Here is a 22,740-nt window from a genome sequence, read left to right on the forward strand (position 1 = left end):
GCGCTCCATTACGCCTGGTTTTTGGCTTTTGAGCGGGAGATTCGTGCTTCCCCGATCAGCCAGTCAAAGATGAAAATAATGGTCAGCATGACCACGATCAGAATCGAACCGTAGGCGATCGCCACCCCGTATTCGCCATCCTCCACCCGGTTGAGGATGTAGGCCGTCGCCACACGGGTATCCGGCGTGACGAGGAACACGATGGCGCTGACGGTGGTAATGGCGCGCACAAAGCTGTAGATCAGCGCCGAGAGGATCGCCGGGCGCAGCAGAGGCAGCAGTATGTGGGTGATGGTGCGTAAGCTCCCGGCGCGCAGGCTGAGGGAGGCTTCGTCCAGCGACTTATCTATCTGGCCTAACCCGGCGATCCCGGCGCGGATCCCGACCGGCACGTTACGCATCACCATCGAGATAATCACGATAGCCGCGGTGCCGGTGAGATACACCGGGGCGCTGTTAAAGGCGAGAATATAGGAGACGCCCGCCACGGTGCCCGGTACCGCGAAGCACAGCATGGTAGTGAATTCGATGGTCTTTTTGCCTTTGAACTGCTGGCGCACGACGACCCAGGCGATCAGCAGGCCGAAGGCGGCGGTGATCGGCGCGGCGATACCGGCGTACAGCAGGGTGTCGAGCAGGGAAGGCCATGCTCCGTCGCTCATGCCCTGGCCGAACAGCTTGATAAAGTTATCCAGCGTCAGGGTGTAATCGACTCCCCAGTTGACGGTAAAGCTGCCGTAGAAAATGCTGCCGTAGAGCAGGGCGTTAAAGGCGATCCACACCGCCAGAATGGCAATCACGCTCCACACCAGAGTGACCGGCAGCGGCTGAACGTCGCCGCGATAGGACTTACCCGATACCGTGACGTAAGAGCGCTTACCAATCCACATATACTGGATGCAGAACACCAGCAGCGAGAACAGCAGCAGGAAGGCGCCGAGGGTGCTGGCGGCCTGATAATCGAGCTGCGAGCCGGTGATATAGAAGTAGATTTGCGTCGCCAGTACGTCGAAGTTACCCCCGAGCACCAGCGGGTTACTGAAGTCGGCTAGCGACTGGACAATCACAATCAGGAAGGCATTTGCCAGCGCCGGTTTTAGCAGCGGGATAAACACGCCATTAAAGGTTTGCCAGCGGCTGGCGCGCAGGGTGTACGACGCCTCCTCCAGCGAAGGATGAATGGTTTTGATTGCCCCATCGAGGATCATAAAGGCCATGGGGGTGAAGGCCAGCACCTGCGCCAGCCAGATGCCGGTAAAGCCGTACAGCCAGTTGGTGTTGGTCAGGCCGAACCACTCGACCATAAACTCGGTGATGTAGCCGGAGCGGCCCATCATCAGCGTGACGCCCAGGCCGACGACGAACGGTGGGGTGACGATCGGCAGAATCGAGAAGATGCGGCCAATAATGGCGCTTCGCTGGGCGATGCGGGTGGTGTAAATAGCCAGCACCAGGCCAAAGAAGGTGCAGCCGACGCCAACCGCCATCGACAGGACGATGGAGTTGAGGATCACCTGGACAATGTGCGCCTGCGACAGCACGGCCATAAACGCCAGCGGGGCAAACTCGCCCGCCTCGTTGGTGAACATCGGGATGAAAATAGCGATGCTTGGCCAGACGATAAACACGCCAATTAACGCCACGATGGTGACCAGAGAGCCAATCACGAAGCGATCGCCGCCCAGCCATTCGAGGCGCGTCAGGGCGGTGGTCATAATGGCGCCCAGCGCGACAAACAGGACGATGGTGGCGTAACCCATGCCACGCCCGGCAATGGTGGCGCTGATGACGATAAACGCCATGCACAACAGCGCCCAACCGGCATCAAGGTAGTGACGGCTGCGCTGCTCGCGCCTGGCCTCATGGAACGGACGGATCAGCAGCAGGCTCGGCAGCAGATACCACAGCCAGCTGACCGTGAACTGTGACCAGCCGTAGGCAGCGAGAATTTCATCGCTGGTGGACTCCAGCAGACCGTAATCCAGGCTCCAGCTCGGCAGCAGGGCAAACGCCAGCCAGCCGAGCAAAACCCAAAGGAATATCGCATCCCGTTTTTTCACGGGATGGAGTGCAAGTGTGTGTGACATAGCGATTCCGGTAAGGTTGGCCGGGTAAAGCGTTGACGCCATCACCCGGCAAATGAACGCAATGCGGGTTTATTTACCCATCTTCACTTCGCTAACCCACTTATTGATCAAGGCTTTGCGAACATCGGTAGAACCGTATTTATCCATGTCGTAATTGATAAGCTTCAGGTCATCGAGCTTCAGCGAGTTCGGCGAGGTTTCGGCGCTGGTGTTGGTCAGGATCTGATAGGACTTGCCTTTCTTCCATGCCAGCTCCTGGGCTTCTTTCGACAGCACCCAGTCAACAAACAGCTTGGCGTTGTCGAGGTTGCGCGCGCCCTTCAGAATGCTGATGCCGCCAATTTCATAGCCGGTGCCTTCGCATGGGGAAATGAGCTCCAGCGGGGCGCCCTGTTCTTTTTCCAGCGAGTAGTCGTGCAGGAAGCCGATGCCGATGGCCGTTTCACCGCGGGCGGCGTTGCGCGCCGGGGCAATACCGGATTTGGTGTACTGAGAGACGTTGGCGTTGAGCTGCTTCAGGTAATCAAAGGCCTGGTCTTCCCCCCACAGCTGGGCGAAGGTTGCCAGCGCGGTGTAGGCGGTGCCGGAACTTTGCGGGTCGGCAATCTGAATTTCGCCTTTGTATTCCGCTTTGGTCAGATCCTTCCAGCATTTCGGCACCGGCAGGTTTTTCTCTTTCAGCCGCTGGGTGTTGACGCCGAAGCCGAGAATACCGACGTACACCGCCGAGGAGTAGTTACCTTTCAGCTTCGCCGGATCGCGAAACTGTTCCATCACCTGCGCCAGGTTGGGGGATTTATAGGGCTGCAGCAGACCCATTTCACCGGCCTGAGACTGCGGGTCAAGGGTGCCGCCGTACCAGACGTCCGCCTGCGGGTTTTTCTTCTCGGCATCGACCTTCGCCAGGGTACTGCCGGATCCGTTGCGGATGAATGACGTTTTCACGTCGTATTTTTCACCGAAGGCTTTGGTTTCGGCTTCACACATTTCGTTGGTAGCGCTGCAGTAGACCACCAGGCGACCTTTGGCATGTGCCGCGCCGCTCAGGGTGGCCAGCGCAATGCCGGATGCTATCAGGGTAGTGACCAGAGTTTTTTTCATTGTTTTATCCTTTGACCAGAAGCGGGGGTCATGCCCGCCATCAGCAGCGGCATCAGCAATAGCCCCATAAGTACTGCCGCGACCGAGAGCGAACTGAACATCCCGGGCCAGCCGTAGCGTTCAATAACCAGTGACAGTGGCCAACCTGCCAGCGCCGCGCCCAGATAGGCGAACAGGCCGAGAAAACCGCTGATCGAACCCGCCGCCGCTTTGTGTCCGGCTTCCACCGCCGCGAGGCCAATCAGCATCTGCGGGCCAAACACGAAGAAGCCCACCGTAAAGAAACAGATCGCCAGCAGGGCGTAGTGATGCACGGGAGCCAGCCACAGGGCGGCGACGGACACCATCAGCCCTAGCGTAAACAGCAAAATCATCGGCGCCCGCTGGCCGCTGAACAACAGATCCGAACCCCATCCGGCAAACAGCGCGCCGAGCAAACCGCCGGCTTCGAACAGCATCACTGTGGCATTGGCGCTGAGCAGATTGACACCGTGGCTCTCCGTCAGCCAGATGTTGCCCCAGTCGTTAAGCGCAATGCGGATCAAATAGACCAGCACATACGAGACGCCCAGCAGCCAGAGCATCGGGTTGTTGAGCATCGTGGTACGCCACATTTCCCACAGCCCCATTGGCGGACTTTGCTGCTCCTGACGCAGCTCTAACGGGTCGTTACGCCAGTTGCCGACCGACGGCAACCCCTCTTCCTGCGGCGTGCCTTTGAGCTGGAGCATCAGCCACAAACCAGCGGCCATGCCGATGGTTCCGGGGGCCAGCATCGCGGCCTGCCAGCCCCACCAGTGGGCGGCGAAAGCGCTAATCAGCGGGATAATCGCCCCGCCGATGTTGATCGACATATTCCAGCATCCCCACCAGAAGCCGCGTTCATTGCGTGAATACCAGTGGGTCAGCAGCCGGGCGCAGGGCGGCCAGCCCCAGCCCTGGAAAAAGCCGTTCAGCGTCCAGACCGCCAGCAGCAGCGTTAGCGATTCGCCGAAGGCGAACACCACGTTCAGCAGGCCGGTGGCGAACAGCCCAATCCCCATAAACCAGCGTTGCCCGTGGCTGTCGTGCCACAGTCCGGCGGTAAATTTCGACAGCCCGTAGGTCAGATAAAACAGCGACCCCAGCAGACCGATATCGCCTTTATCCAGACCGAGATCCGTTTGTAACGCCGGAAGCACGTAGTTGACGCTTTTGCGCGTCAGATAAAACGCCGCATACCCGATGACCATGCACATCAGCAGCCGTGGGCGAAGTGCCCGGTAGCGTTGGTTTATCTCGCATGTTGTGCCTGAGTGCATGGCCGCCTCCGTTGGGCTGACTATAAGAAAGGGACGACGAAAGGGGATGAGATAAAGTCCGGAGTCGCTAAGACTTTTTCCTGGTCAGGTGCTGCTTTGTTGCAAATTTGTGGGCAGGTTAACAATTACCCGCGTGCCGTGCTGCGATTCGAGGCTCAATGCTCCGCCGAGGGCGCTAACCCGTTCGCGCATCCCCTGAATGCCAAATCCGGCTATTTTGTCAGGGCTGATACCGATGCCGTTATCCTTCACTTCCAGGCGTAACGTCTCGCCCTGTTGAAGCAGGGTAATCGCCACCTCGCTGGCACCGGCATGTTTGCAGATATTATTCAGCAGCTCCTGCAGTAGCCGGTAGAGGGTAAAGCGCACGGTTTCGCTTTCCGGCGTGGCGGTCAGGCGGTAGTCAAACCGACAGCGAATGCCGCGTTCGGCAAACGCGCAGTCGTTGAGCAGGTGCAGTAGCGCCTCTCTGAACGACAGCTCGTCAAGAGCCGGCGGGCGTAGCTGGCGCAGCAGCTGGCGGGTGGAGTGATGGATCCGCCGGGCGAGATCGTTAATCTGGCTGGCGGCGGCCTGGGTCTGCGCCGGATCCTGCGAGCGCTTAACCAGCTGGGACTGAATCTGAATGGCGGTAATATTTTGCCCGATCTCATCGTGCAGCTCACGCGCCAGGCTTTTGCGGGTGTCCTCTTCGGTGTGGATCAGCTTTTCGGTCAGCGCCCGCCGCGCGGCCAGTTCGGCCTCCAGCCGCTGGCGGTAGTGGTGCAGGTTCTGCGCCAGGTGCTGCTGGCGGCTGATGGCGATGCCCAGCCCGATGCCGAGCAACGCCTGGGTCGCCAGAAAAATCTCCAGTTCAACCAGATTGCTGAACCCGACGCCAACCTGGCGGGCGATGGTGATCATCATGCTGCCCAGCAGGCCGGAGAGCACGCCGCCCTGCCAGCCAAACTTCCAGGCCATCACCACGTTGGGGAGAAACACCACGATCAGCAACAGCCGCTCAATTTCCGGCGACAACACCATCTGGGTGCCGATGCCGATGATAAAGAACAGGCTGCACCAGATAATCAGCGAGGTGCGAAGCGGTGGATTACTTGTATCCAGTCCCAGCAGGTGGTAGCGGTGCTGCTGGCGTAAAAATTCAAAGATCAGGTAGACGAACGGCGTCAGCAGCACGCCGCCGGTAAAGGCGGCCAGCCCGAGCAACATTGCCGGGCTTTCCACCAGCGGTGACAGCAGGGCGGTGTTCAGTAACGCCGCGGCGGTTACCGTTGCCAGCAGCAGCGTCAGCCGCTGCCAGTACAGGGGAAAACGGTGCCAGAAGGTCTGGGCGAGGCGAGCGGGAAGCAGATTAATCAACGGGCTGGCCAGCAGGGCATAGCCGCTGAGCAGCTGTTCGTCGTGTAGCCACCACAGCATTGCCATGGGCGGCAGCATCAGGGCCGGCCAGTAGCGGCGGGAGAGGAGGATCAGCAGCGCCAGATAGACCCCGTGCGGCAGGAACAGCGCCGCCTGTTGGCCGTTGTGGGTCAGGTAGAATCCCAACGTCCACAGCATTAGCCAGCCGCTCCCCCAGGCCAGCACGATGAACAGCGAGATCACCCAATAGCGGAGATTACGCGACATTAATGGCCGGTCAGCAGCTGGTGATCGAGGGCAAAATGGACCAGATCTATCGTACTCTGGCACTGCAGTTTGCCTAACACATTCGCGCGATGCACGTGCACGGTTTTATGGCTAAGCTCGAGGCGGTAGGCTATCTCCTTGACGCTATCGCCTTTCACTAACAGATCAAACACTTCACGTTCACGTGGCGTGAGGATGTCCAGTACCGGCGACGGCTGTTGCCCGCCGCGCAACGCCCGCAGCGCATCGGCGCACAGGTAGTGGCCACCCAGCCCGACGGAGCGCACTGCCTGCACCAGCTCTTCCGGCCCGCAGCGCTTGGTTAAATAGCCGCTGGCGCCGGCATCCAGGGCGCTCTGCACAAAGGTCGGGGTGTCATAGATACTCAGGATGATGGCGCGAAAGTCAGGTTTCTGCGCGCGCAGGCGTTTCAGCAGGCTCAGGCCGTTTTCGTCCGGCATGGCGATATCGATCACCGCCACGTTGATGTCATCGCGCAGCAGGGCTGGCCATGCCTGCGCTGCGCAGCTGTACTGGCCCGCAACATCAAGGCCCTCTTCGAGACTGAGCAATTGCGCAAAGCCGGAGCGCACCACCACATGATCGTCAACCAGCACCACTCGAATCATGTTTCTTCTCTCTTAGCAGATCATGGCGCCTATGATGCCTGCCGCCGCTGCGCTGGCAATCAGTCTGGTGCAGTTATGCAATCAATGTAACAAAATCGTAATACATGTCATCCTTCCAGCGGCCTCTTTGCCGCTTCCTGAATGAATTTTCGTATAAGCATTGCCGGTTTTTTTCTAAAAACGCTTTGTTCTTAGCAAGAATTTTTAATTACTTCATCAAACGCATCAGGCCGGAAATACTGCACCCATAACATACACGTCCCTAAATAATTCGAGTCGCAGCCAACGCGCATACGGCTCGAAATATGACGGGAGATAAGGGAAGCAGACACTATGGCATTAACATCGCGCATCACACTGATTACCGCCCTGGCTCTCGCCGCATTCCAGGCCCAGGCGGTCAACGTCACCGTGGCCTATCAGACCTCTGCTGAACCGGCGAAAGTCGCGCAGGCGGATAACACCTTTGCGAAAACCAGCGGCGCTACCGTGGACTGGCGCAAATTCGATAGCGGGTCGAGCATCGTCCGCGCGCTGGCTTCCGGCGACGTGCAAATCGGCAACCTCGGTTCCAGCCCGCTGGCGGTGGCCGCCAGCCAGCAGGTGCCGATTGAAGTCTTCCTGCTGGCATCGAAGCTTGGCAATTCCGAAGCGCTGGTGGTGAAAAAGAGCATCACTAAACCTGAAGATCTGATCGGCAAACGTATCGCGGTGCCGTTTATCTCCACCACCCACTACAGCCTGCTGTCGGCGCTGAAACACTGGGGCATTAAGCCGGGCCAGGTGCAGATCATCAACCTGCAGCCACCGGCGATTATTGCCGCCTGGCAGCGCGGTGACATCGACGGTGCCTATGTCTGGGCGCCGGCGGTGAACGAGCTGGAAAAAGAGGGTACCGTGCTGACCGATTCGTCGCAGGTGGGCGAGTGGGGCGCACCGACGCTGGATGTCTGGGTGGTTCGCAAAGATTTTGCCGAGCAGCATCCTGACATCGTGAAAGCCTTTGCGAAGAGCGCGATCGAGGCCCAGCAAGCCTACATCGCCAATCCGGAACAGTGGCTGAAGCAGCCGGATAACATCAGCAAACTGGCGCGCCTGAGCGGCGTGCCGGATGCCGATGTGCCGGGGCTGGTGAAGGGCAATACCTATCTGACCGCCGCCCAGCAGGCGCAGGCGCTGAATGGTCCGGTGAACGAGGCGATCGTCGATACTGCGAAGTTCCTCAAAGAGCAGGGCAAAGTGCCGACGGCCGGCAGCGATTACCGCCAGTTCGTCACCGACCGTTTTGTGAAGTAAGGGGGGCTTTGATGCTGCAAATCTCGCATCTCTCTGCCGACTACGCGGGTAAACCGGCGCTGGCAGATATCAACCTGACGCTGGACAGCGGCGAATTGCTGGTGGTCCTCGGGCCATCCGGCTGTGGCAAAACCACGCTGTTGAACCTGATTGCCGGATTTGTGCCTTATCAGCACGGCAGCATCACCCTCGAAGGAAAGCGGGTAGACGGACCGGGCGCCGAACGCGGCGTGGTGTTTCAACATGAAGGACTGCTGCCGTGGCGTAACGTGCAGGATAACGTTGCCCTCGGGCTGCAGCTGGCGGGCGTCGACAAAGCCGTGCGCCGGGAAACGGCGGCGCGGATGCTGAAAAAAGTCGGGCTGGAAGGGGCGGGGAAACGCTTTATCTGGCAACTCTCCGGCGGCCAGCGCCAGCGGGTCGGCATTGCCAGAGCGCTGGCGGCAAACCCGCAACTGCTGTTGCTCGATGAGCCGTTTGGTGCGCTGGATGCTTTCACCCGCGAACAGATGCAAACCCTGCTGCTCAGCCTGTGGCATGAGACCGGAAAACAGGTACTGCTGATTACTCACGATATCGAAGAGGCGGTATTTATGGCCACCGAGCTGGTGCTGCTGTCGCCGGGGCCGGGGCGGGTGCTGGAGCGTTTGCCGCTGAACTTCGGTCGCCGTTTTGTTGCCGGGGAGTCCTGCCGCAGCATCAAATCCGACCCGCTGTTTATCGAACAACGTGAATACGTCCTGAGCCGGGTATTTGAACAACGGGAGGCCTTCTCATGAGCGTAGTGATCAATGACAAACCGCGCCCGCGGGCGTTGAAGTGGCGCTGGCCGCTCTCCCGTCAGCTAACGTTGAGTTTTTCGACGCTAGCGGTGCTGCTGGCGGCCTGGTGGGCCGTAACCGCCATCCCGCTGATTAGCCCGCTGTTTCTTCCGCCGCCGGAGCAGGTATTTCACAAGCTGCTGGTGATTGCCGGGCCGCAGGGCTTTATGGATGCCACGCTGTGGCAGCATCTGGCCGCAAGCCTGACGCGGATCGTGATCGCCCTGGCGGCGGCGACGATCGTTGGCGTTCCGGTAGGGATCGCGATGGGGCTGAATTCGACGGTGCGCGGGATCCTCGATCCTCTCATTGAACTGTATCGCCCGGTGCCGCCGCTGGCGTGGCTGCCGCTGGTGATTATCTGGTTCGGGATCGGCGAGACGCCAAAAATATTACTGATCTATCTCGCGATTTTCGCCCCGGTGGTGATGGCGACGCTGGCGGGCGTGAAAAGCGCCCAGCCGGTACGCATTCGCGCGGCGCAATCCTTAGGCGCCAGCAGGGCGCAGGTGCTGTGGCTGGTGATCCTGCCCGGTGCGTTACCGGAAATTCTGACCGGGCTGCGTATCGGGCTTGGGGTGGGCTGGTCAACGCTGGTGGCCGCAGAGCTGATTGCCGCCACCCGCGGGTTAGGTTTTATGGTGCAATCTGCTGGTGAATTCCTTGCGACCGATGTGGTGCTGGCCGGCATTGCGGTGATAGCGATTATCGCGTTTCTGTTAGAACTGGGACTGCGCGCGTTGCAACGCCGACTGACGCCCTGGCATGGAGAAATACAATGAGTGAACGTCTGAGCATTACCCCGCTGGGGCCGTATATTGGCGCGCAAATTACCGGTGCCGATCTGGCCCGTCCGCTGAACGATAACCAGTTTGAGCAGCTGTATCATGCGGTGCTGCGTCATCAGGTGGTGTTCCTGCGTGGGCAGCACATCACCCCGCAGCAGCAGCGCGACCTGGCGTTACGTTTTGGCGATCTACATATTCATCCGGTGTATCCGCATGCGCCGGGTGTGGATGAGATCATTGTGCTCGATACCCATGACGATAATCCGCCGGATAACGATAACTGGCATACCGATGTGACGTTTATTGAGACGCCGCCTGCCGGGGCTATTCTGGCGGCGAAGGAGCTGCCGGTGACCGGGGGTGATACGCTGTGGACCAGCGGCGTGGCTGCTTACGAAGCGCTCTCTGCACCGTTTCGTCAGTTGCTCAGCGGGCTGCAGGCGGAGCATGATTTCCGTAAATCGTTCCAGGAGTATAAATACCGCAAAACCGAGGAGGAGCATCAACGCTGGCTGGAGGCGGTAAGCAAGAACCCACCGCTGCTGCACCCGGTGGTGCGTACCCATCCGGTGACCGGCAAGCAGGCGCTGTTCGTGAACGAAGGGTTCACCACCCGCATTGTCGACGTGACGGAAAAAGAGAGCGAGGCGCTGTTAAATTTCCTGTTTGCCCATATCACGAAGCCGGAGTTTCAGGTGCGCTGGCGCTGGCAGCCTGATGATGTGGCCATCTGGGATAACCGGGTGACGCAACACTACGCCAATGCCGATTACCTGCCGCAGCGGCGCATCATGCATCGGGCGACCATCCTTGGTGACAAACCTTATTACCGGGCTACGGCTCAGCGTGATGTTGAGGCTTTGTAGCCCGGCAGGCGTAACGCGCGGCCTCCGGGAAGAGAACCGTTACGCCGACTTTTGCGCGTCCAGATGGGCGCCAATATAGCGCTGGTAGCGATTCGCTTTCAGGTAGGTCAAATCCACCAGCACCAGACCATCGACGCAGTTGTTGAAATCCGGGTCGCTGCCGAAATCGATAAACTGCACGCCGCCCGGTTCGCAGACCTCAGAATATTGTTTATACAGCGGTGGAATGGCGCAGCCGAGATTGCCTAACAGCGACTTCAGCCTCGTCAGATCCTCGTTATAATCTTCGCCCCCGAACTGCGCCAGGACGTCGGGCAGCGAGGCCGGATAAGGACGACGGGACTCCGCCAGCGGATGCGTAGCCGGGAACCACAGGCGATAGAAGGCCACCAGTAGATCGCGTGCTGCAGGCGGCAGGCCGCCGGAAATAGAGACCGGGCCAAACAAATACCGGTAGTGCGGGTAGCGCGCCAGGTAGGCCCCGATGCCGGACCACAGGTAATCGAGCCCACGGCGTCCCCAGTAACGCGGTTGGATAAAGCTGCGCCCCAGTTCGATGCCGTGAGTCAGGATATCCTCCATCCTCGCATCGTAATGAAACAGGCTGTAGCTGTAGATCCCTTCCAGCCCGCGTTTTTCCCGCTGCTGGCCGGTGGGCATAAAGCGGTAGGCGCCGACAATCTCCAGGTCTTCTTCATCCCACAAAATCAGATGCAGATAATCGTCGTCATACCCGTCGACATCGCGTCGTTTGCCGCTACCTTCACCGACCGCACGAAAAGCAATTTCTCGCAGGCGGCCCAGCTCGCGTAGCAGCGGCGCATCCTCCTGCTCCTGACGTTGCCACAGATAGATCATTTTGCCGTCCGCCGTGCGCCCCAGGCATTCGGTCTGGCTGAGCTCGCGCTTGAGCAGCGCGCGGTCTTCCGGCCGGGCAATCGCGCTTTCGGTTTTAAATATGCCTGGCAGGCCCTTGCCCAGCCGTTCGACATGGCGATAACAGCGATCCGCCAGTTCGCGGGGCGAGGCCTGCGGCTGATACCAGGAGGACCAGGCAATTTGTTGGCCGATGGCGATCGGCAGGCTGCTGTTGCGGCGACGGAACATCTGCTGCATCAGCAGCAGCATCGGCAGGTTGTCGGAGAGCAGCGTGCTGGCATAAAACAGCGCGCTGTTATGGGCGCGGATCGATACCGGAAGTAGCGGGGCGCGGTATTTGGTGGCCAGCTTGATAAAACCGGGGTGCCATTTTTTATCGCGAATACCGCGACGCGTCAGGCGCGAGACCTCGCCCGCCGGGAAAAAGATCAGCACGCCGCCGTTCTGGAGCTGATGATCCATCTGCTGCAAGGCGGCTTTGGCGGTACGCCCGTTGATGTTATCGACAGGAATAAACAGCGAGCTGAGCGGCTCCAGATGGCTTAACAGGCGGTTGGTGACGACTTTGACATCGCGGCGCACGCGGGAGACTGCATAGAGTAGCGCGAGGCCGTCAAGTGTGCCGGTAGGATGATTTGAGACGATCACCAGCGGGCCGTGTTCGGGGATTTGTTCCAGATCGTGTGACGAAATGGCGCAGCGGATATTGAGATGTTCGAGCACCTGTTCGACCGTATCAAGCCCTTTCAGGTGGCGATGGCGAGCGGCAAATTGTTGAAACTCGTCTTCATGCAGTAATTTTTTGAGTAGTTTTTTTTGCCAGGGGGCAGGCCTCGCCTGAGGCCACAGGTCGTCGAGTACATTGTCGAGACTAAACATAGCGCTTCCTCCTCCGTCCTGCCCAGACAGTAGAAGGTGCAAATGTCGCTCAGATTACAGTTGGATGAACATTGCGTATCGCGGTATGCGGGAATGTAGCCCCGGTAAGCGTAGCGCCACCGGGGATGCCTGACGGGAAATTAACGCAGGATTTTCTTTTCGGCCAAATCGAGGGCGAAATAGCTGAAGATCAGATCTGCCCCGGCGCGTTTAATGGCGCCAAGGCTTTCCAGTACCACTTTTTCTTCATCGATAGCGCCGGCCTGGGCGGCAAACTTGATCATCGCGTATTCACCGCTGACCTGATACGCGCCGATCGGCAGGTCACTGCGTTCACGGATATCACGCAGGATATCCAGGTAGGCGCCCGCCGGTTTGACCATCAGGCAATCTGCTCCCTGGGCCTCGTCCAGCAGGGATTCACGAATCGCTTCGCGGCGGTTCATTGGGCTCATCTGATAGGTTTTACGATCGCCTTTCAGCGCGGTGCCGGCTGCTTCACGGAACGGGCCGTAGAACGATGAGGCAAACTTGGTGGAGTAGGACATGATGGCGGTATTGGTGAAGCCAGCAACGTCCAGCGCGTGGCGAATGGCCTGCACCTGACCATCCATGGCGGCGGATGGCGCAATAAAATCAGCGCCAGCTGCCGCGGCAACCACTGCCTGTTTACCCAGATTCTCCAGGGTGGCATCGTTGTCGACGCCGTGGTCGCATAATACGCCGCAATGGCCATGTGAGGTATATTCGCAGAAGCAGGTATCGGACATCACGATCATCTCCGGTACCGCGTCCTTACTGATGCGGGACATACGCGCCACCAGGCCGTTCTCATTCCAGGCATCGCTGCCGGTTGCATCGGTATGGTGGGAAATACCGAAGGTCATTACCGAGCGGATACCCGCGTTGGCGATGCGTTCGATTTCGCGGGCCAGATATTTCTCCGGAATACGCATCACGCCAGGCATCGCTTCGATGGCTTTGTAATCGCCGATTTCTTCTTCAACAAAGATCGGCAACACCAGGTCGTTCAAACTCAGTGTTGTCTCTTCAAACATAGCGCGCAGCGAAGCAGATTGACGCAAACGGCGGGGGCGAGTGATTAAATCTGTCATGGTTTGCCTGATTTTGTGAAATGAAAAACCGTAGTATACCTGAACCAGGGTACGAACGTTTTACGAAAGTGGCTTAAACCCGGCCCTGCCAGGGGCGAACGATGAGCCGAATAGCGCACGTCAGACTGTAATGCATATCATGATTATTATATTCACAGTTTATATATTTATTCTTTTTATATTTTAAAGGTTATTTGTTTTTATTTTTGCATACGTCGTGGTTTATTTATTTGTCATTGTTTTATTTACTATTTCATATATCCGTTCATTGAATGAGTGCTTTTTTAATGGTTAATTAAATGAAATTAATGCCTTTAATTTATGAAACCTAAAGGTGTGTTGGTGGGCTAATTGTCCGGATTCGGACTTTGGCTAAAGAATAATTGAACCTTTCGTTGCGGTCGCCGCATAATCGCTCTTGCGAAGTGTAATATTCTTCTATGCATTGATAATTGATGGATCAACTATATTACGTCCCTGAGGAGGGATGACAAATGCACCTTTGGAAAAATAAATTTGTAGTTTCACAATTAGCATTTGCCTGCACATTGGCAATCACCTCTCAGGCGAGTGCTTTTACTAATCTATCTGGAACTGACTACACCACCTTTAGCCACCATAACGACGCATCCTATACAGATGATGTTTACTATAAAGGCTACGTCGGCTGGAATAACTATGCGACGAATAGCATTTATAACGGTGATATTTATCCGGTAATTAATAAGTCTGTCGTTCATGGTGTTATTTCTACCTACTATCTGGATGATGGCCTTTCTACCAACTCAAATAGCAATAGCCTGACCATTAAAGACAGCACCATTCACGGGATGATAACCTCTGAGTGCATGACGACCAACTGTACGAATCGTGATGCCACGGGTTATGTTTATGATCGTCTGGCGCTGACCGTTGATAATTCGACTATTGATGATAACTATGAGCATTATACCTATAACGGCACGCACGCCGATGGTTCTGCAGATACTCATGTTGTCGACATTTACGATCTGGGGACCGCAATTACTCTGGATCAGGAAGTTGACCTGGTCATTAAAAATAACTCCCATGTTGCGGGTATCACTCTGACTCAGGGTTATGAGTGGCAAGATATTGACGACAACACCGTCAGTACAGGCGTCAACAGCAGCGAAGTGTTTAACAACACGATCAATGTTGCGAACTCCACCGTGACTTCTGGCTCATGGTCAGATGAAGGGACCTCTGGCTGGTTTGGTAACAACAATAACGCCAGCGATTACAGCGGTTCTAACGGGAATGGCGTTTTTAACGCCGACGATGTCGCGATTTCTGCGATTGCCAATCCGAACGCGGATAACGCGATGCAGACGACCGTTAACCTCACCAACTCCACCTTAATGGGTGATGTCTTATTCTCCAGCAACTTTGACCAGAATTTCTTCCCGAATGGCGCTGACAGCTATCGTGATACTGATTCTGCGGTAGACACTAACGGTTGGGATGGTACCGATCGCATGGATGTCACGCTGAATAACGGCAGTAAGTGGGTAGGGGCTGCGATCTCTGCGCATCAGGTCGATTCTGATGGCGATGGCGTTTACGACAGCTTTGACATCGGCACCGAAGCAACGGCAACGCTGCTTGATATCACAGCGAATAGCCTGTGGCCATGGTCAACCTATGGTATCGACAACAGCAACTCGGCCTATAACGAAGGCGACCACGTTGTTGGCAACGAAGTCTACCAGAGCGGCCTGTTCAATGTGACGTTGAACAACGGCTCGCGCTGGGATACCACCAAAACCTCTCTGATTGATACGTTGAACATCAACAGCGGTTCTCTGGTGAACGTCGCGGATTCTACTTTGGTTTCTGACACCATCTCTCTGGCCGGCGGTTCTGCGCTGACGATCAAGGAAGATGGCCATGTCGCGACCAACGCGTTGACGATCAACAACAGTACCGTCACGATTGCCGACGATGTTGCTTCTGGCTGGGGCGAGGGTGATGCAGCGTTGTATGCCAACACTATCAATATCACTAATGATGGTGTTCTGGATGTGGGCAAGAGCACCGCATACGCGCTGCAGGCCGATACGCTGAATCTGACCAGCTCGACGGATGCAAAAGGAAAAGTTCATGCTGGCGTATTCAATGTTAACAGCAACCGTTTCGTACTGAACGCCGATCTCACGAACGATCGTACTCGTGATACCACCAAGTCCAACTACGGTTACGGTATCATCGCTATGAACTCTGATGGTCACCTGACCATTAACGGCAATGGTGATGCCGACACCACTTCCGATCAGTCTGAAGTGGATAACGCGGGCGATAAAGTGGCGGCGGCGACCGGCAACTATAAAGTTCGTATTGATAACGCAACGGGTACCGGTTCTGTCGCTGATTACAAAGGCAAAGAGCTGGTCTATGTTAACGACAAAAACAGCACGGCGACCTTCTCTGCGGCGAACAAAGCCGATCTCGGTGCCTATACCTATGAGGCTAAGCAGGTGGGCAACACCGTCGTGATGGCGCAGCGGTCACTGACCGATTACGCCAACATGGCGCTGAGCATCCCGTCTGCTAACACCAATATCTGGAACCTGCAGCAGGATACCGTGGCAACACGCCTGACCCATTCTCGTCATGGTCTGGCAGACAACGGGGGCGCCTGGGGTAGTTACTTCGGTGGTAATTTTGACGGCAGCAACGGCACCATCAATTACGATCAGGATGTCAGCGGTGTCATGCTGGGTCTGGATACCAAAATTGATGGTAACTATGCCAAGTGGATCGTCGGGGCGGCTGCAGGGTTTGCCAAAGGCGACCTGAACGATCGTACCGGTAAGGTTGAACAGGACAGCCAGACGGCTTATCTCTACTCGTCTGCTCGCTTTACCAACAACGTCTTTGTTGATGGTTCTTTGAACTACTCTCACTTCAACAATGACCTGTCTGCCAATATGAGTAACGGTCAGTATGTCGATGGCAGCACCTCTTCTGATGCCTGGGGCTTCGGTCTGAAACTGGGTTACGATGCAAAACTGGGTGATGCAGGTTATGTGACGCCGTACGGTAGCATTTCGGGCCTGTTCCAGTCTGGTGATGATTATCGTTTGAGCAATGGCCTGAAAGTTGGCGATCAGTCTTACGATAGCCTGCGTTACGAACTGGGTGTTGATGCCGGTTATACCTTCGCTTACAGCGATGACCAGGCTCTGACGCCTTACTTCAGACTGGCCTACGTTTATGACGACGCGGATAACCACACCAAAGTCAACGGCGATTCTATCAATAACGGCACCGAAGGTTCTGCGGTACGTGTTGGGCTGGGTACTCAGTTCAGCTTTACCCGTAATTTCAGCGCCTACACTGATGTGAATTACCTTGGCGGCGGCGATGTCGATCAAGACTGGGCTGCAAATGTCGGTGTTAAATACACCTGGTAAGTTGGTTTGCCGTGATATAAACATCGAAAGTGAGTTAATCTAAAATACGCCCGTCAAATATTTGACGGGCGTATTATTGTCAGGAATACGATAATGCTGTCGCTGAATAAACCATTTAATGAATTTGATCGGCTTGATCGATGTTTGTCAACCTATGGTACTCATTTCGATTTGCATGGTGAAAAGCAGGTTATATTTTCTAATGATATACATTGTGATAACACGATAGTGATTTTGTCTGGCACAGTTTCCCTGCGCAGAGACGAAAGCATACTCGTTGGTATCGCTCAAGCCCCTTTTATTATCGGTCTGGCAGAGGGGGTAATGAAAAATGAAGTGAACTATACATTAGTGACCGAAGGAGAGTGTACGGGATACAGCCTGCCGTCATCACAGGCAATGACACTCATTGACCAAAATAGTTTGTGGCGCGACGCATTTTGTTGGCTGGTATGGCATAGCCGCATTATGGAAATTCGCGACCTACAACTCATTGGTAATAATTCCTATGAGCAAATTCGCGCCATGCTGCTATCGATGAACAACTGGGACGAGCAATTACGTTCTCGTATTGGTGTTATGAATTATATCCAACAAAAAACCTGCATCTCACGCTCTGTGGTGGCTGAAGTGCTTGCCGCCCTACGCAAGGGCGGCTATATCGAAATGAAGAAAGGCAAGCTCGTTAGCATCAACCATTTGCCTTCGGAGTACTGATCAGGATTCCGGCGCCGGAGCCGGCTGTCCGCCGCTCAACTCGCTGACCAGGTCGTTGATACCGTTGCTCATATTACTAAAGCGGGTCAATGATGAACGGGTGACGACGACAAACGCACCGATGTTTGCCTGGGGATTCATCGCCATATAGGTAATAAACCCACCGCCGCCGCCGGTTTTCTGAATAATGCCCGGCTGACCATTTTTAGGTTTCATATAAACCCAACCGAGACCGAGCGCATCGGCTTTGCCCGGCACGTCCATCCCGATAACACGGGTGAGCTGACTACGTTGATAAATCAGCGTTTGCATACGGTCGGCCTGTTGCCCGCGGGTATAAAAATCGGAGGAGAGGAATTGCTGCATCCAGCGCATCATGTCGCCCGGCGTCGAGTACACGCCGCCGCTGCCGATAGCCGCCAGGGTATTGTTACACGGGCTGGCGCCTTTCTCGGCAACCATCAGGCGTCCGCACTGGTCCGGTGATGGCGTAAAGGTGGTGTCTTTCATCCCGAGCGGGCGAGTGATCTGCTCTTCAAACAGCTGCGGGTAGGGTTTACCAGACGCGGTGGAGAGGGCGTCTGCCAGCAGATCAAACGCGAGGTTTGAGTAGGCCGCCTGAGTGCCGGGCGCTGCTTTCAGCGACGCCGTTGACAGCCATGACCAGCGTTGATCGCGGGTTGGCCAGACGAAGACCGGGCGATGTGCTGCCCCGCCCGGCTGCTCACGCGGTAGGGCGCTGGTATGGGTTGCCAGGTTTACCAGCGTAATCGGGGTTCCCTGGTAGGTCGGAACCCGGGCTCCCGGCGGCGCATATTTGCTGAGCGGATCGTTAAGCTTCACGACGCCCTGATCGAGCATTTTCACCAGCATCTCGCTGGTCATCAGTTTACTTAGTGACGCAATGCGGATCACCGAATCCAGCTGCGGATGCTCATTGTTGCCCGGGCGCGTTTCGCCAAAACTGCGGAAAACACGCTGATTACCATCGATAACCACCAGCGCCATACCGGTGGCACCGCTACCGTAATAGATATGGTTGGCGTAACGATCGACAACATCGGCAGCAAATTCAGGGTCAACGATCGGTTGAGCTGCCTGGACCGAGGTCCACGACGCCGCGCAAAGTGCAGCAAAAACAAGCAGACTACGTTTCAACGGTGGTATCCATAATGATGAGTAGAAATATAGAACGTATTTATACTACGAAGTGAGGCGGAGCGACGTGCATTAACGACAATATTTCGCGGAAAAACGTAACCGTGGGTAAAAAGGATTTTTTTATGATTTCAGATATTCGCATTGCCTGGCGGACGCGTATGATGAGTCTTTGATTTATCAGGTCATGAGAGAGAAAAATGGCGGCTCAACGGGTGGTAATGGTAGTTGATATGCAAAATGGCGTTTTTGCGACGCCGCGCATTGAGCGTGAGCGCTGCGTTACCCAGATTAACCATCTGATACGCGCCGCGGATCGCGTTATTTTTATTCAGCACGCTGAGGACGGCGGTCTGGAGGAGGGCAGTGACGGGTTTGCACTGCTGGAGGAGCTGGAACACCCTGTAGACTCCATTCATGTAACCAAAACAGCCTGCGATGCCTTCTATAACACCCCACTTGAACAGGTCTTGCGCGAGCAGGGGATCCAGCAGTTCGTGATTTGTGGCTGCGCGACCGATTATTGCGTCGATACCACCATCAAAAATGGCGCCAGTCGCGGCTATGCCATCACCGTCGCTGAAGATGCGCACACCACGGCCAATCGTCCCGCTGCGCCGGCTAAAATACTCATCGACCACTACAACGACGTCTGGCGTACCTTAACCGTACCCGGCAATCCTTTACATGTGAAACCCGTAGAAACAATTCTGACAGAATGGCGGACGAACTAAGCCACTGATTTTCGGTCTTATCACCCAACCACTTTCCACGGCTGCCGCCGCTATGCAGCAGGTATACCCGTGGTACACAGCATAGCCAGAATGATAAAGCAGTTAGCAGGAGTACATGATGTTTAAATCTTTTTTCCCCAAACCGGGGCCATTTTTTCTCTCAGTTCTTGTCTGGTCGCTGATTGCCGTGATCTTCTGGCAGGCGGGAGGAGGTGACTGGCTGCTGCGTTTAACCGGAGCCTCGCAGAACGTTGCCATCAGTGCCGCGCGTTTCTGGTCGCTGAACTATCTGGTCTTTTACGCTTACTATGCGCTCTGCGTGGGTATTTTTGCTCTGTTCTGGTTTATTTATAGCCCGCATCGCTGGCAATACTGGTCGATTCTCGGGACCTCGTTGATTATTTTTGTCACCTGGTTCCTGGTTGAAGTCGGTGTGGCGATTAACGCCTGGTATGCGCCGTTCTACGATCTTATCCAGACTGCGCTGGCGACGCCGCATAAGGTCAGCATTAACCAGTTTTATCAGGAAATTGGCGTGTTCCTCGGGATTGCCATCATTGCGGTAATTATTGGGGTGATGAACAACTTCTTCGTCAGCCACTATGTCTTCCGCTGGCGTACGGCGATGAACGAACACTATATGGCGCACTGGCATCATCTGCGTCATATCGAAGGTGCTGCCCAGCGTGTGCAGGAAGATACCATGCGCTTTGCCTCCACCCTTGAAGATATGGGCGTCAGCTTTATCAACGCCGTCATGACCCTGATTGCCTTCTTGCCGGTACTGGTAACCCTGTCCGAGCACGTGCCGGATCTGCCGATTGTCGGCCATCTGCCCTATGGCCTGGTGATTGCGGCGATCGTCTGGTCCCTGATGGGGACTGGCTTGCTGGCGGTGGTCGGGATCAAGCTGCCGGGGCTGGAATTTAAAAACCAGCGCGTTGAAGCGGCGTATCGTAAAGAGCTGGTTTACGGGGAAGATGATGCCGCACGTGCCACGCCGCCGACGGTGCGGGAGCTGTTCAGCGCCGTGCGTCGCAACTATTTCCGCCTCTATTTCCACTACATGTACTTCAACATCGCGCGGATTCTGTACCTGCAGGTGGATAACGTTTTCGGTTTGTTCCTGCTGTTTCCGTCGATTGTTGCCGGTACCATAACGCTGGGTCTGATGACGCAGATCACCAACGTTTTCGGTCAGGTACGCGGTTCGTTCCAGTATCTGATTAGCTCGTGGACCACGCTGGTGGAACTGATGTCCATCTACAAACGTCTGCGCAGCTTTGAGCGCGAACTCGACGGTAAAGATCTGCAGCCAGTGACCCAAACGTTGAGTTAACCCCTAAACCCCCATGACAGAGGCAGACTGAAGGATGATGCGTAGACAAGGAAAGTGCAGGACCACCGCGGTGCCACGTCGTGTTTCGTGCGCGCTGACGCTGTTAGCCGGGGGGATCCTCAGCGCCTGTACCAGCCAGCAGGCGCCGGTGCTGAAAGAGGGTGAAAAGGCCGTTGATGTGGCGACGGTGGTGCGGCAGAAAATGCCCGCCAGCGTCAAAGACAGGGAGCAATGGGCGCAGGCGATAGCCAAAGCTTTTGAGAGCCAGAAGCTGGCCCCGACGGAAGAGAACGTCTGCTCGGTGCTGGCTGTCGCCCAGCAGGAATCCAACTATCAATCGGATCCGGTGGTGCCAGGGCTCAATAAAATTGCCTGGCAGGAGATCGACCGTCGGGCTGAGAAACTGCACATCCCGGTGTTCCTCGTGCATACCGCCCTGAAAATTCCTTCGCCCAACGGCAAGAGCTACAGCGAGCGGCTGGATAGCGTGAAAACGGAGAAACAGCTCAGCGCCGTGTTTGATGATTTTATCGGCATGGTGCCGATGGGGCAGAAACTGTTTGGCTCACTCAACCCGGTACACACCGGTGGCCCGATGCAGGTGAGCATTGCTTTCGCCCAACAGCATACCGATGGCTATCCGTGGAAAATCGACGGCACCGTGCGTCAGGAGGTGTTCAGCCTGCGCGGTGGCCTGTGGTTTGGGACCTATCATCTGCTCAACTACCCGGCGAATTATAGCGTACCGTTATACCGCTTTGCCGATTTCAACGCCGGCTGGTACGCCAGTCGGAATGCCGCGTTCCAGAATGCGGTCAGTAAGGCGACCGGCGTGAAGCTGGCGCTGGATGGCGATCTCATTCGTTATGATAGCGATGAAGCAGGAACGACAGAGCTGGCGGTACGCCGCTTAGCCGGGTCGCTGAAGATGAGCGATGATGATATCCACCGCCAGTTGAAAAAGGGCGACAGCCTGGCGTTTGAAAAAACCGATCTCTATCAGCAGGTTTTCCGTCTGGCGGATAAGAAAGCCGGCAAAGCGCTGCCGCGCGAGATACTGCCGGGGATCCAGCTTGAGAGCCCGAAAATTACGCGTAATCTGACGACGGCGTGGTTTGCCAGGCGGGTAGATGAACGACGCGCCAGTTGTATGGCGCGCCGCTAGCGGTTGTTGCTCCAGCGCAGGATAAGCCCTAACATCCCAATCAGCATGCAGCCGAGCAGAAAAGGGATCAGACCAAACAATGTCCCCACCGCCAGGCCAATCTGGATGCGCGGTGCGTTGTTGTCCTGGATTTGCATCAGGTGCTCAAAAACGCCAGGAGCATGCACCAGCATGCTTAGCATTTGCGCGCCAGCCCAGAAGCAGAACAGGACAAACAGGGTGTAGGCAATATTGCTGCTGGTGATGGCCCCTCTTTTTTTGCTGCTAAAAATAGATTTTGAAAAGGCGAATTCAGCCATTTAACCCTCCGAACCTCACTGACCAGCTGCCTTTACATAACAGCATGTCGATGATTCTGGCAGCGAGCGCGCGCAGGCAGTATCAGATTGCTGCTAATTTCCGACCAGGAATCGTCCTGTTTTTTTTGCCCGGCATCCTGATGAAGACCAGGTTGCGAAAAGTAGAGCGGCATCCCAATGTTTGATAATTCTCCGCGCCGCTACAGACCGCGAATTCCGGCTGTGCGAAGATGCATTTTTTGTTGTCGGAGTGGTTATGAAACTCACTGAGAAAATCCGCCGTGACTGGCATTACTATGCGTTTGCGCTGGGGTTAATTTTTATTCTGAACGGCGTGGTCGGGCTGGTGGGGTTTGAAACGCAGGGCTGGCAATCTTATGCCGTCGGGCTGGTGACCTGGGTGATTAGCTTCTGGATCGCGGGGAAGATTATTCGTCGTCGCCAGACTGAAGAGGCCTAGCGCAGGCTGAGGACAGTCCGGGTAGGGCGACACGCGCCGCTACCCG

Annotated in this window: 19 protein-coding genes; 10 read left to right on the top strand and 9 right to left on the bottom strand. The window is 56.0% G+C overall.

All coding sequences use genetic code 11. From position 1 onward, the window contains the following. Positions 1-8: 8 nt before the first annotated feature. The 5 genes from ACMYSO_RS19060 to ACMYSO_RS19080 all read right to left on the bottom strand — a co-directional run bounded on the left by ACMYSO_RS19060 (position 9) and on the right by ACMYSO_RS19080 (position 6,744). Positions 9-2,087 (bottom strand): ABC transporter permease, encoded by a 2,079-nt coding sequence (locus ACMYSO_RS19060; RefSeq protein ID WP_434666827.1) that lies wholly within the window; start codon positions 2,085-2,087, stop codon positions 9-11. A 69-nt stretch (positions 2,088-2,156) separates the two neighbouring features. Continuing rightward, positions 2,157-3,188: an ABC transporter substrate-binding protein gene (locus ACMYSO_RS19065; protein WP_434666830.1), complete on the bottom strand. Its 1,032-nt coding sequence runs from the start codon at positions 3,186-3,188 to the stop codon at positions 2,157-2,159. Then, positions 3,185-4,489 carry an MFS transporter family glucose-6-phosphate receptor UhpC gene (gene uhpC / locus ACMYSO_RS19070; protein WP_434666833.1) on the bottom strand — a complete coding sequence of 435 codons (1,305 nt, stop codon included), beginning with the start codon at positions 4,487-4,489 and terminating at the stop codon, positions 3,185-3,187. Before uhpC ends, ACMYSO_RS19065 begins: the two co-directional genes overlap by 4 nt. An 84-nt stretch (positions 4,490-4,573) precedes the next feature. Beyond that, positions 4,574-6,115 carry an MASE1 domain-containing sensor histidine kinase gene (locus ACMYSO_RS19075; RefSeq protein ID WP_434666837.1) on the bottom strand — a complete coding sequence of 514 codons (1,542 nt, stop codon included), beginning with the start codon at positions 6,113-6,115 and terminating at the stop codon, positions 4,574-4,576. Continuing rightward, complete coding sequence (locus tag ACMYSO_RS19080; protein ID WP_434586221.1) at positions 6,115-6,744, bottom strand: response regulator; 630 nt, start codon at positions 6,742-6,744, stop codon at positions 6,115-6,117. The genes ACMYSO_RS19075 and ACMYSO_RS19080 overlap by 1 nt, the downstream gene beginning before the upstream one ends. 333 nt (positions 6,745-7,077) lie before the next feature. On the opposite strand from ACMYSO_RS19080, the gene tauA reads away from it, so the two are divergent. Genes tauA through tauD form a run of 4 tightly spaced genes read left to right on the top strand, consistent with a single transcriptional unit; the run spans position 7,078 to position 10,515 of the window. After that, entirely contained in the window at positions 7,078-8,040 is a 963-nt protein-coding gene (tauA, locus tag ACMYSO_RS19085; RefSeq protein WP_434666840.1) for a taurine ABC transporter substrate-binding protein, read from the top strand. Positions 8,041-8,051: 11 nt separating this feature from the next. Beyond that, positions 8,052-8,819, top strand: coding sequence for a taurine ABC transporter ATP-binding subunit (tauB, locus tag ACMYSO_RS19090; protein WP_123755627.1), 768 nt, complete (start codon positions 8,052-8,054; stop codon positions 8,817-8,819). Beyond that, positions 8,816-9,643: a taurine ABC transporter permease TauC gene (tauC, locus tag ACMYSO_RS19095; RefSeq protein WP_434666844.1), complete on the top strand. Its 828-nt coding sequence runs from the start codon at positions 8,816-8,818 to the stop codon at positions 9,641-9,643. The genes tauB and tauC overlap by 4 nt, the downstream gene beginning before the upstream one ends. Beyond that, complete coding sequence (tauD, locus tag ACMYSO_RS19100; protein ID WP_434666846.1) at positions 9,640-10,515, top strand: taurine dioxygenase; 876 nt, start codon at positions 9,640-9,642, stop codon at positions 10,513-10,515. The genes tauC and tauD overlap by 4 nt, the downstream gene beginning before the upstream one ends. Positions 10,516-10,554: 39 nt before the next feature. Here the strand turns inward: tauD and ACMYSO_RS19105 are convergent, their stop codons facing one another. Then, complete coding sequence (locus tag ACMYSO_RS19105; protein ID WP_434666847.1) at positions 10,555-12,273, bottom strand: lysophospholipid acyltransferase family protein; 1,719 nt, start codon at positions 12,271-12,273, stop codon at positions 10,555-10,557. Positions 12,274-12,413: 140 nt separating this feature from the next. Next, the gene (gene hemB / locus ACMYSO_RS19110; RefSeq protein ID WP_434666850.1) at positions 12,414-13,388 is read right to left on the bottom strand and encodes a porphobilinogen synthase; all 975 of its coding nucleotides are present in this window, start codon (positions 13,386-13,388) and stop codon (positions 12,414-12,416) included. Positions 13,389-13,882: 494 nt separating this feature from the next. On the opposite strand from hemB, the gene ehaB reads away from it, so the two are divergent. Both ehaB and iprA read left to right on the top strand, forming a co-directional pair. After that, entirely contained in the window at positions 13,883-16,822 is a 2,940-nt protein-coding gene (gene ehaB, locus ACMYSO_RS19115; RefSeq protein WP_434666853.1) for an autotransporter adhesin EhaB, read from the top strand. Positions 16,823-16,915: 93 nt separating this feature from the next. Beyond that, a complete protein-coding gene (gene iprA / locus ACMYSO_RS19120; protein WP_434666856.1) occupies positions 16,916-17,539 on the top strand; it encodes a hydrogen peroxide resistance inhibitor IprA in 624 nt (207 codons plus the stop codon). Here the strand turns inward: iprA and ampH are convergent, their stop codons facing one another. Then, a complete protein-coding gene (ampH, locus tag ACMYSO_RS19125) occupies positions 17,540-18,697 on the bottom strand; it encodes a D-alanyl-D-alanine-carboxypeptidase/endopeptidase AmpH (RefSeq protein WP_434666859.1) in 1,158 nt (385 codons plus the stop codon). A 221-nt stretch (positions 18,698-18,918) separates the two neighbouring features. Here ampH and ACMYSO_RS19130 point away from each other — a divergent pair, with 221 nt between their 5' ends. The 3 genes from ACMYSO_RS19130 (at position 18,919) to ACMYSO_RS19140 (ending at position 21,935) form a co-directional block, all read left to right on the top strand. After that, positions 18,919-19,431: an isochorismatase family protein gene (locus ACMYSO_RS19130; RefSeq protein ID WP_434670842.1), complete on the top strand. Its 513-nt coding sequence runs from the start codon at positions 18,919-18,921 to the stop codon at positions 19,429-19,431. A 118-nt stretch (positions 19,432-19,549) separates the two neighbouring features. Then, positions 19,550-20,770, top strand: a complete 1,221-nt coding sequence (sbmA, locus tag ACMYSO_RS19135) for a peptide antibiotic transporter SbmA (RefSeq protein ID WP_434587036.1) — start codon at positions 19,550-19,552, stop codon at positions 20,768-20,770. 37 nt (positions 20,771-20,807) lie between these two features. Continuing rightward, entirely contained in the window at positions 20,808-21,935 is a 1,128-nt protein-coding gene (locus tag ACMYSO_RS19140) for a DUF1615 domain-containing protein (RefSeq protein ID WP_434670843.1), read from the top strand. Here ACMYSO_RS19140 and ACMYSO_RS19145 read toward each other — a convergent pair. Next, positions 21,932-22,234, bottom strand: a complete 303-nt coding sequence (locus tag ACMYSO_RS19145; protein WP_434666861.1) for a DUF2755 family protein — start codon at positions 22,232-22,234, stop codon at positions 21,932-21,934. The two genes, ACMYSO_RS19140 and ACMYSO_RS19145, sit on opposite strands and share 4 nt — an antisense overlap. Before the next feature lie 256 nt (positions 22,235-22,490). On the opposite strand from ACMYSO_RS19145, the gene ACMYSO_RS19150 reads away from it, so the two are divergent. After that, entirely contained in the window at positions 22,491-22,694 is a 204-nt protein-coding gene (locus ACMYSO_RS19150; protein WP_123755638.1) for a DUF2754 family protein, read from the top strand. Positions 22,695-22,740: the final 46 nt, after the last annotated feature.

This window comes from Klebsiella sp. B345 (assembly GCF_051131735.1).
Classification (GTDB): Bacteria; Pseudomonadota; Gammaproteobacteria; order Enterobacterales; family Enterobacteriaceae; genus Klebsiella.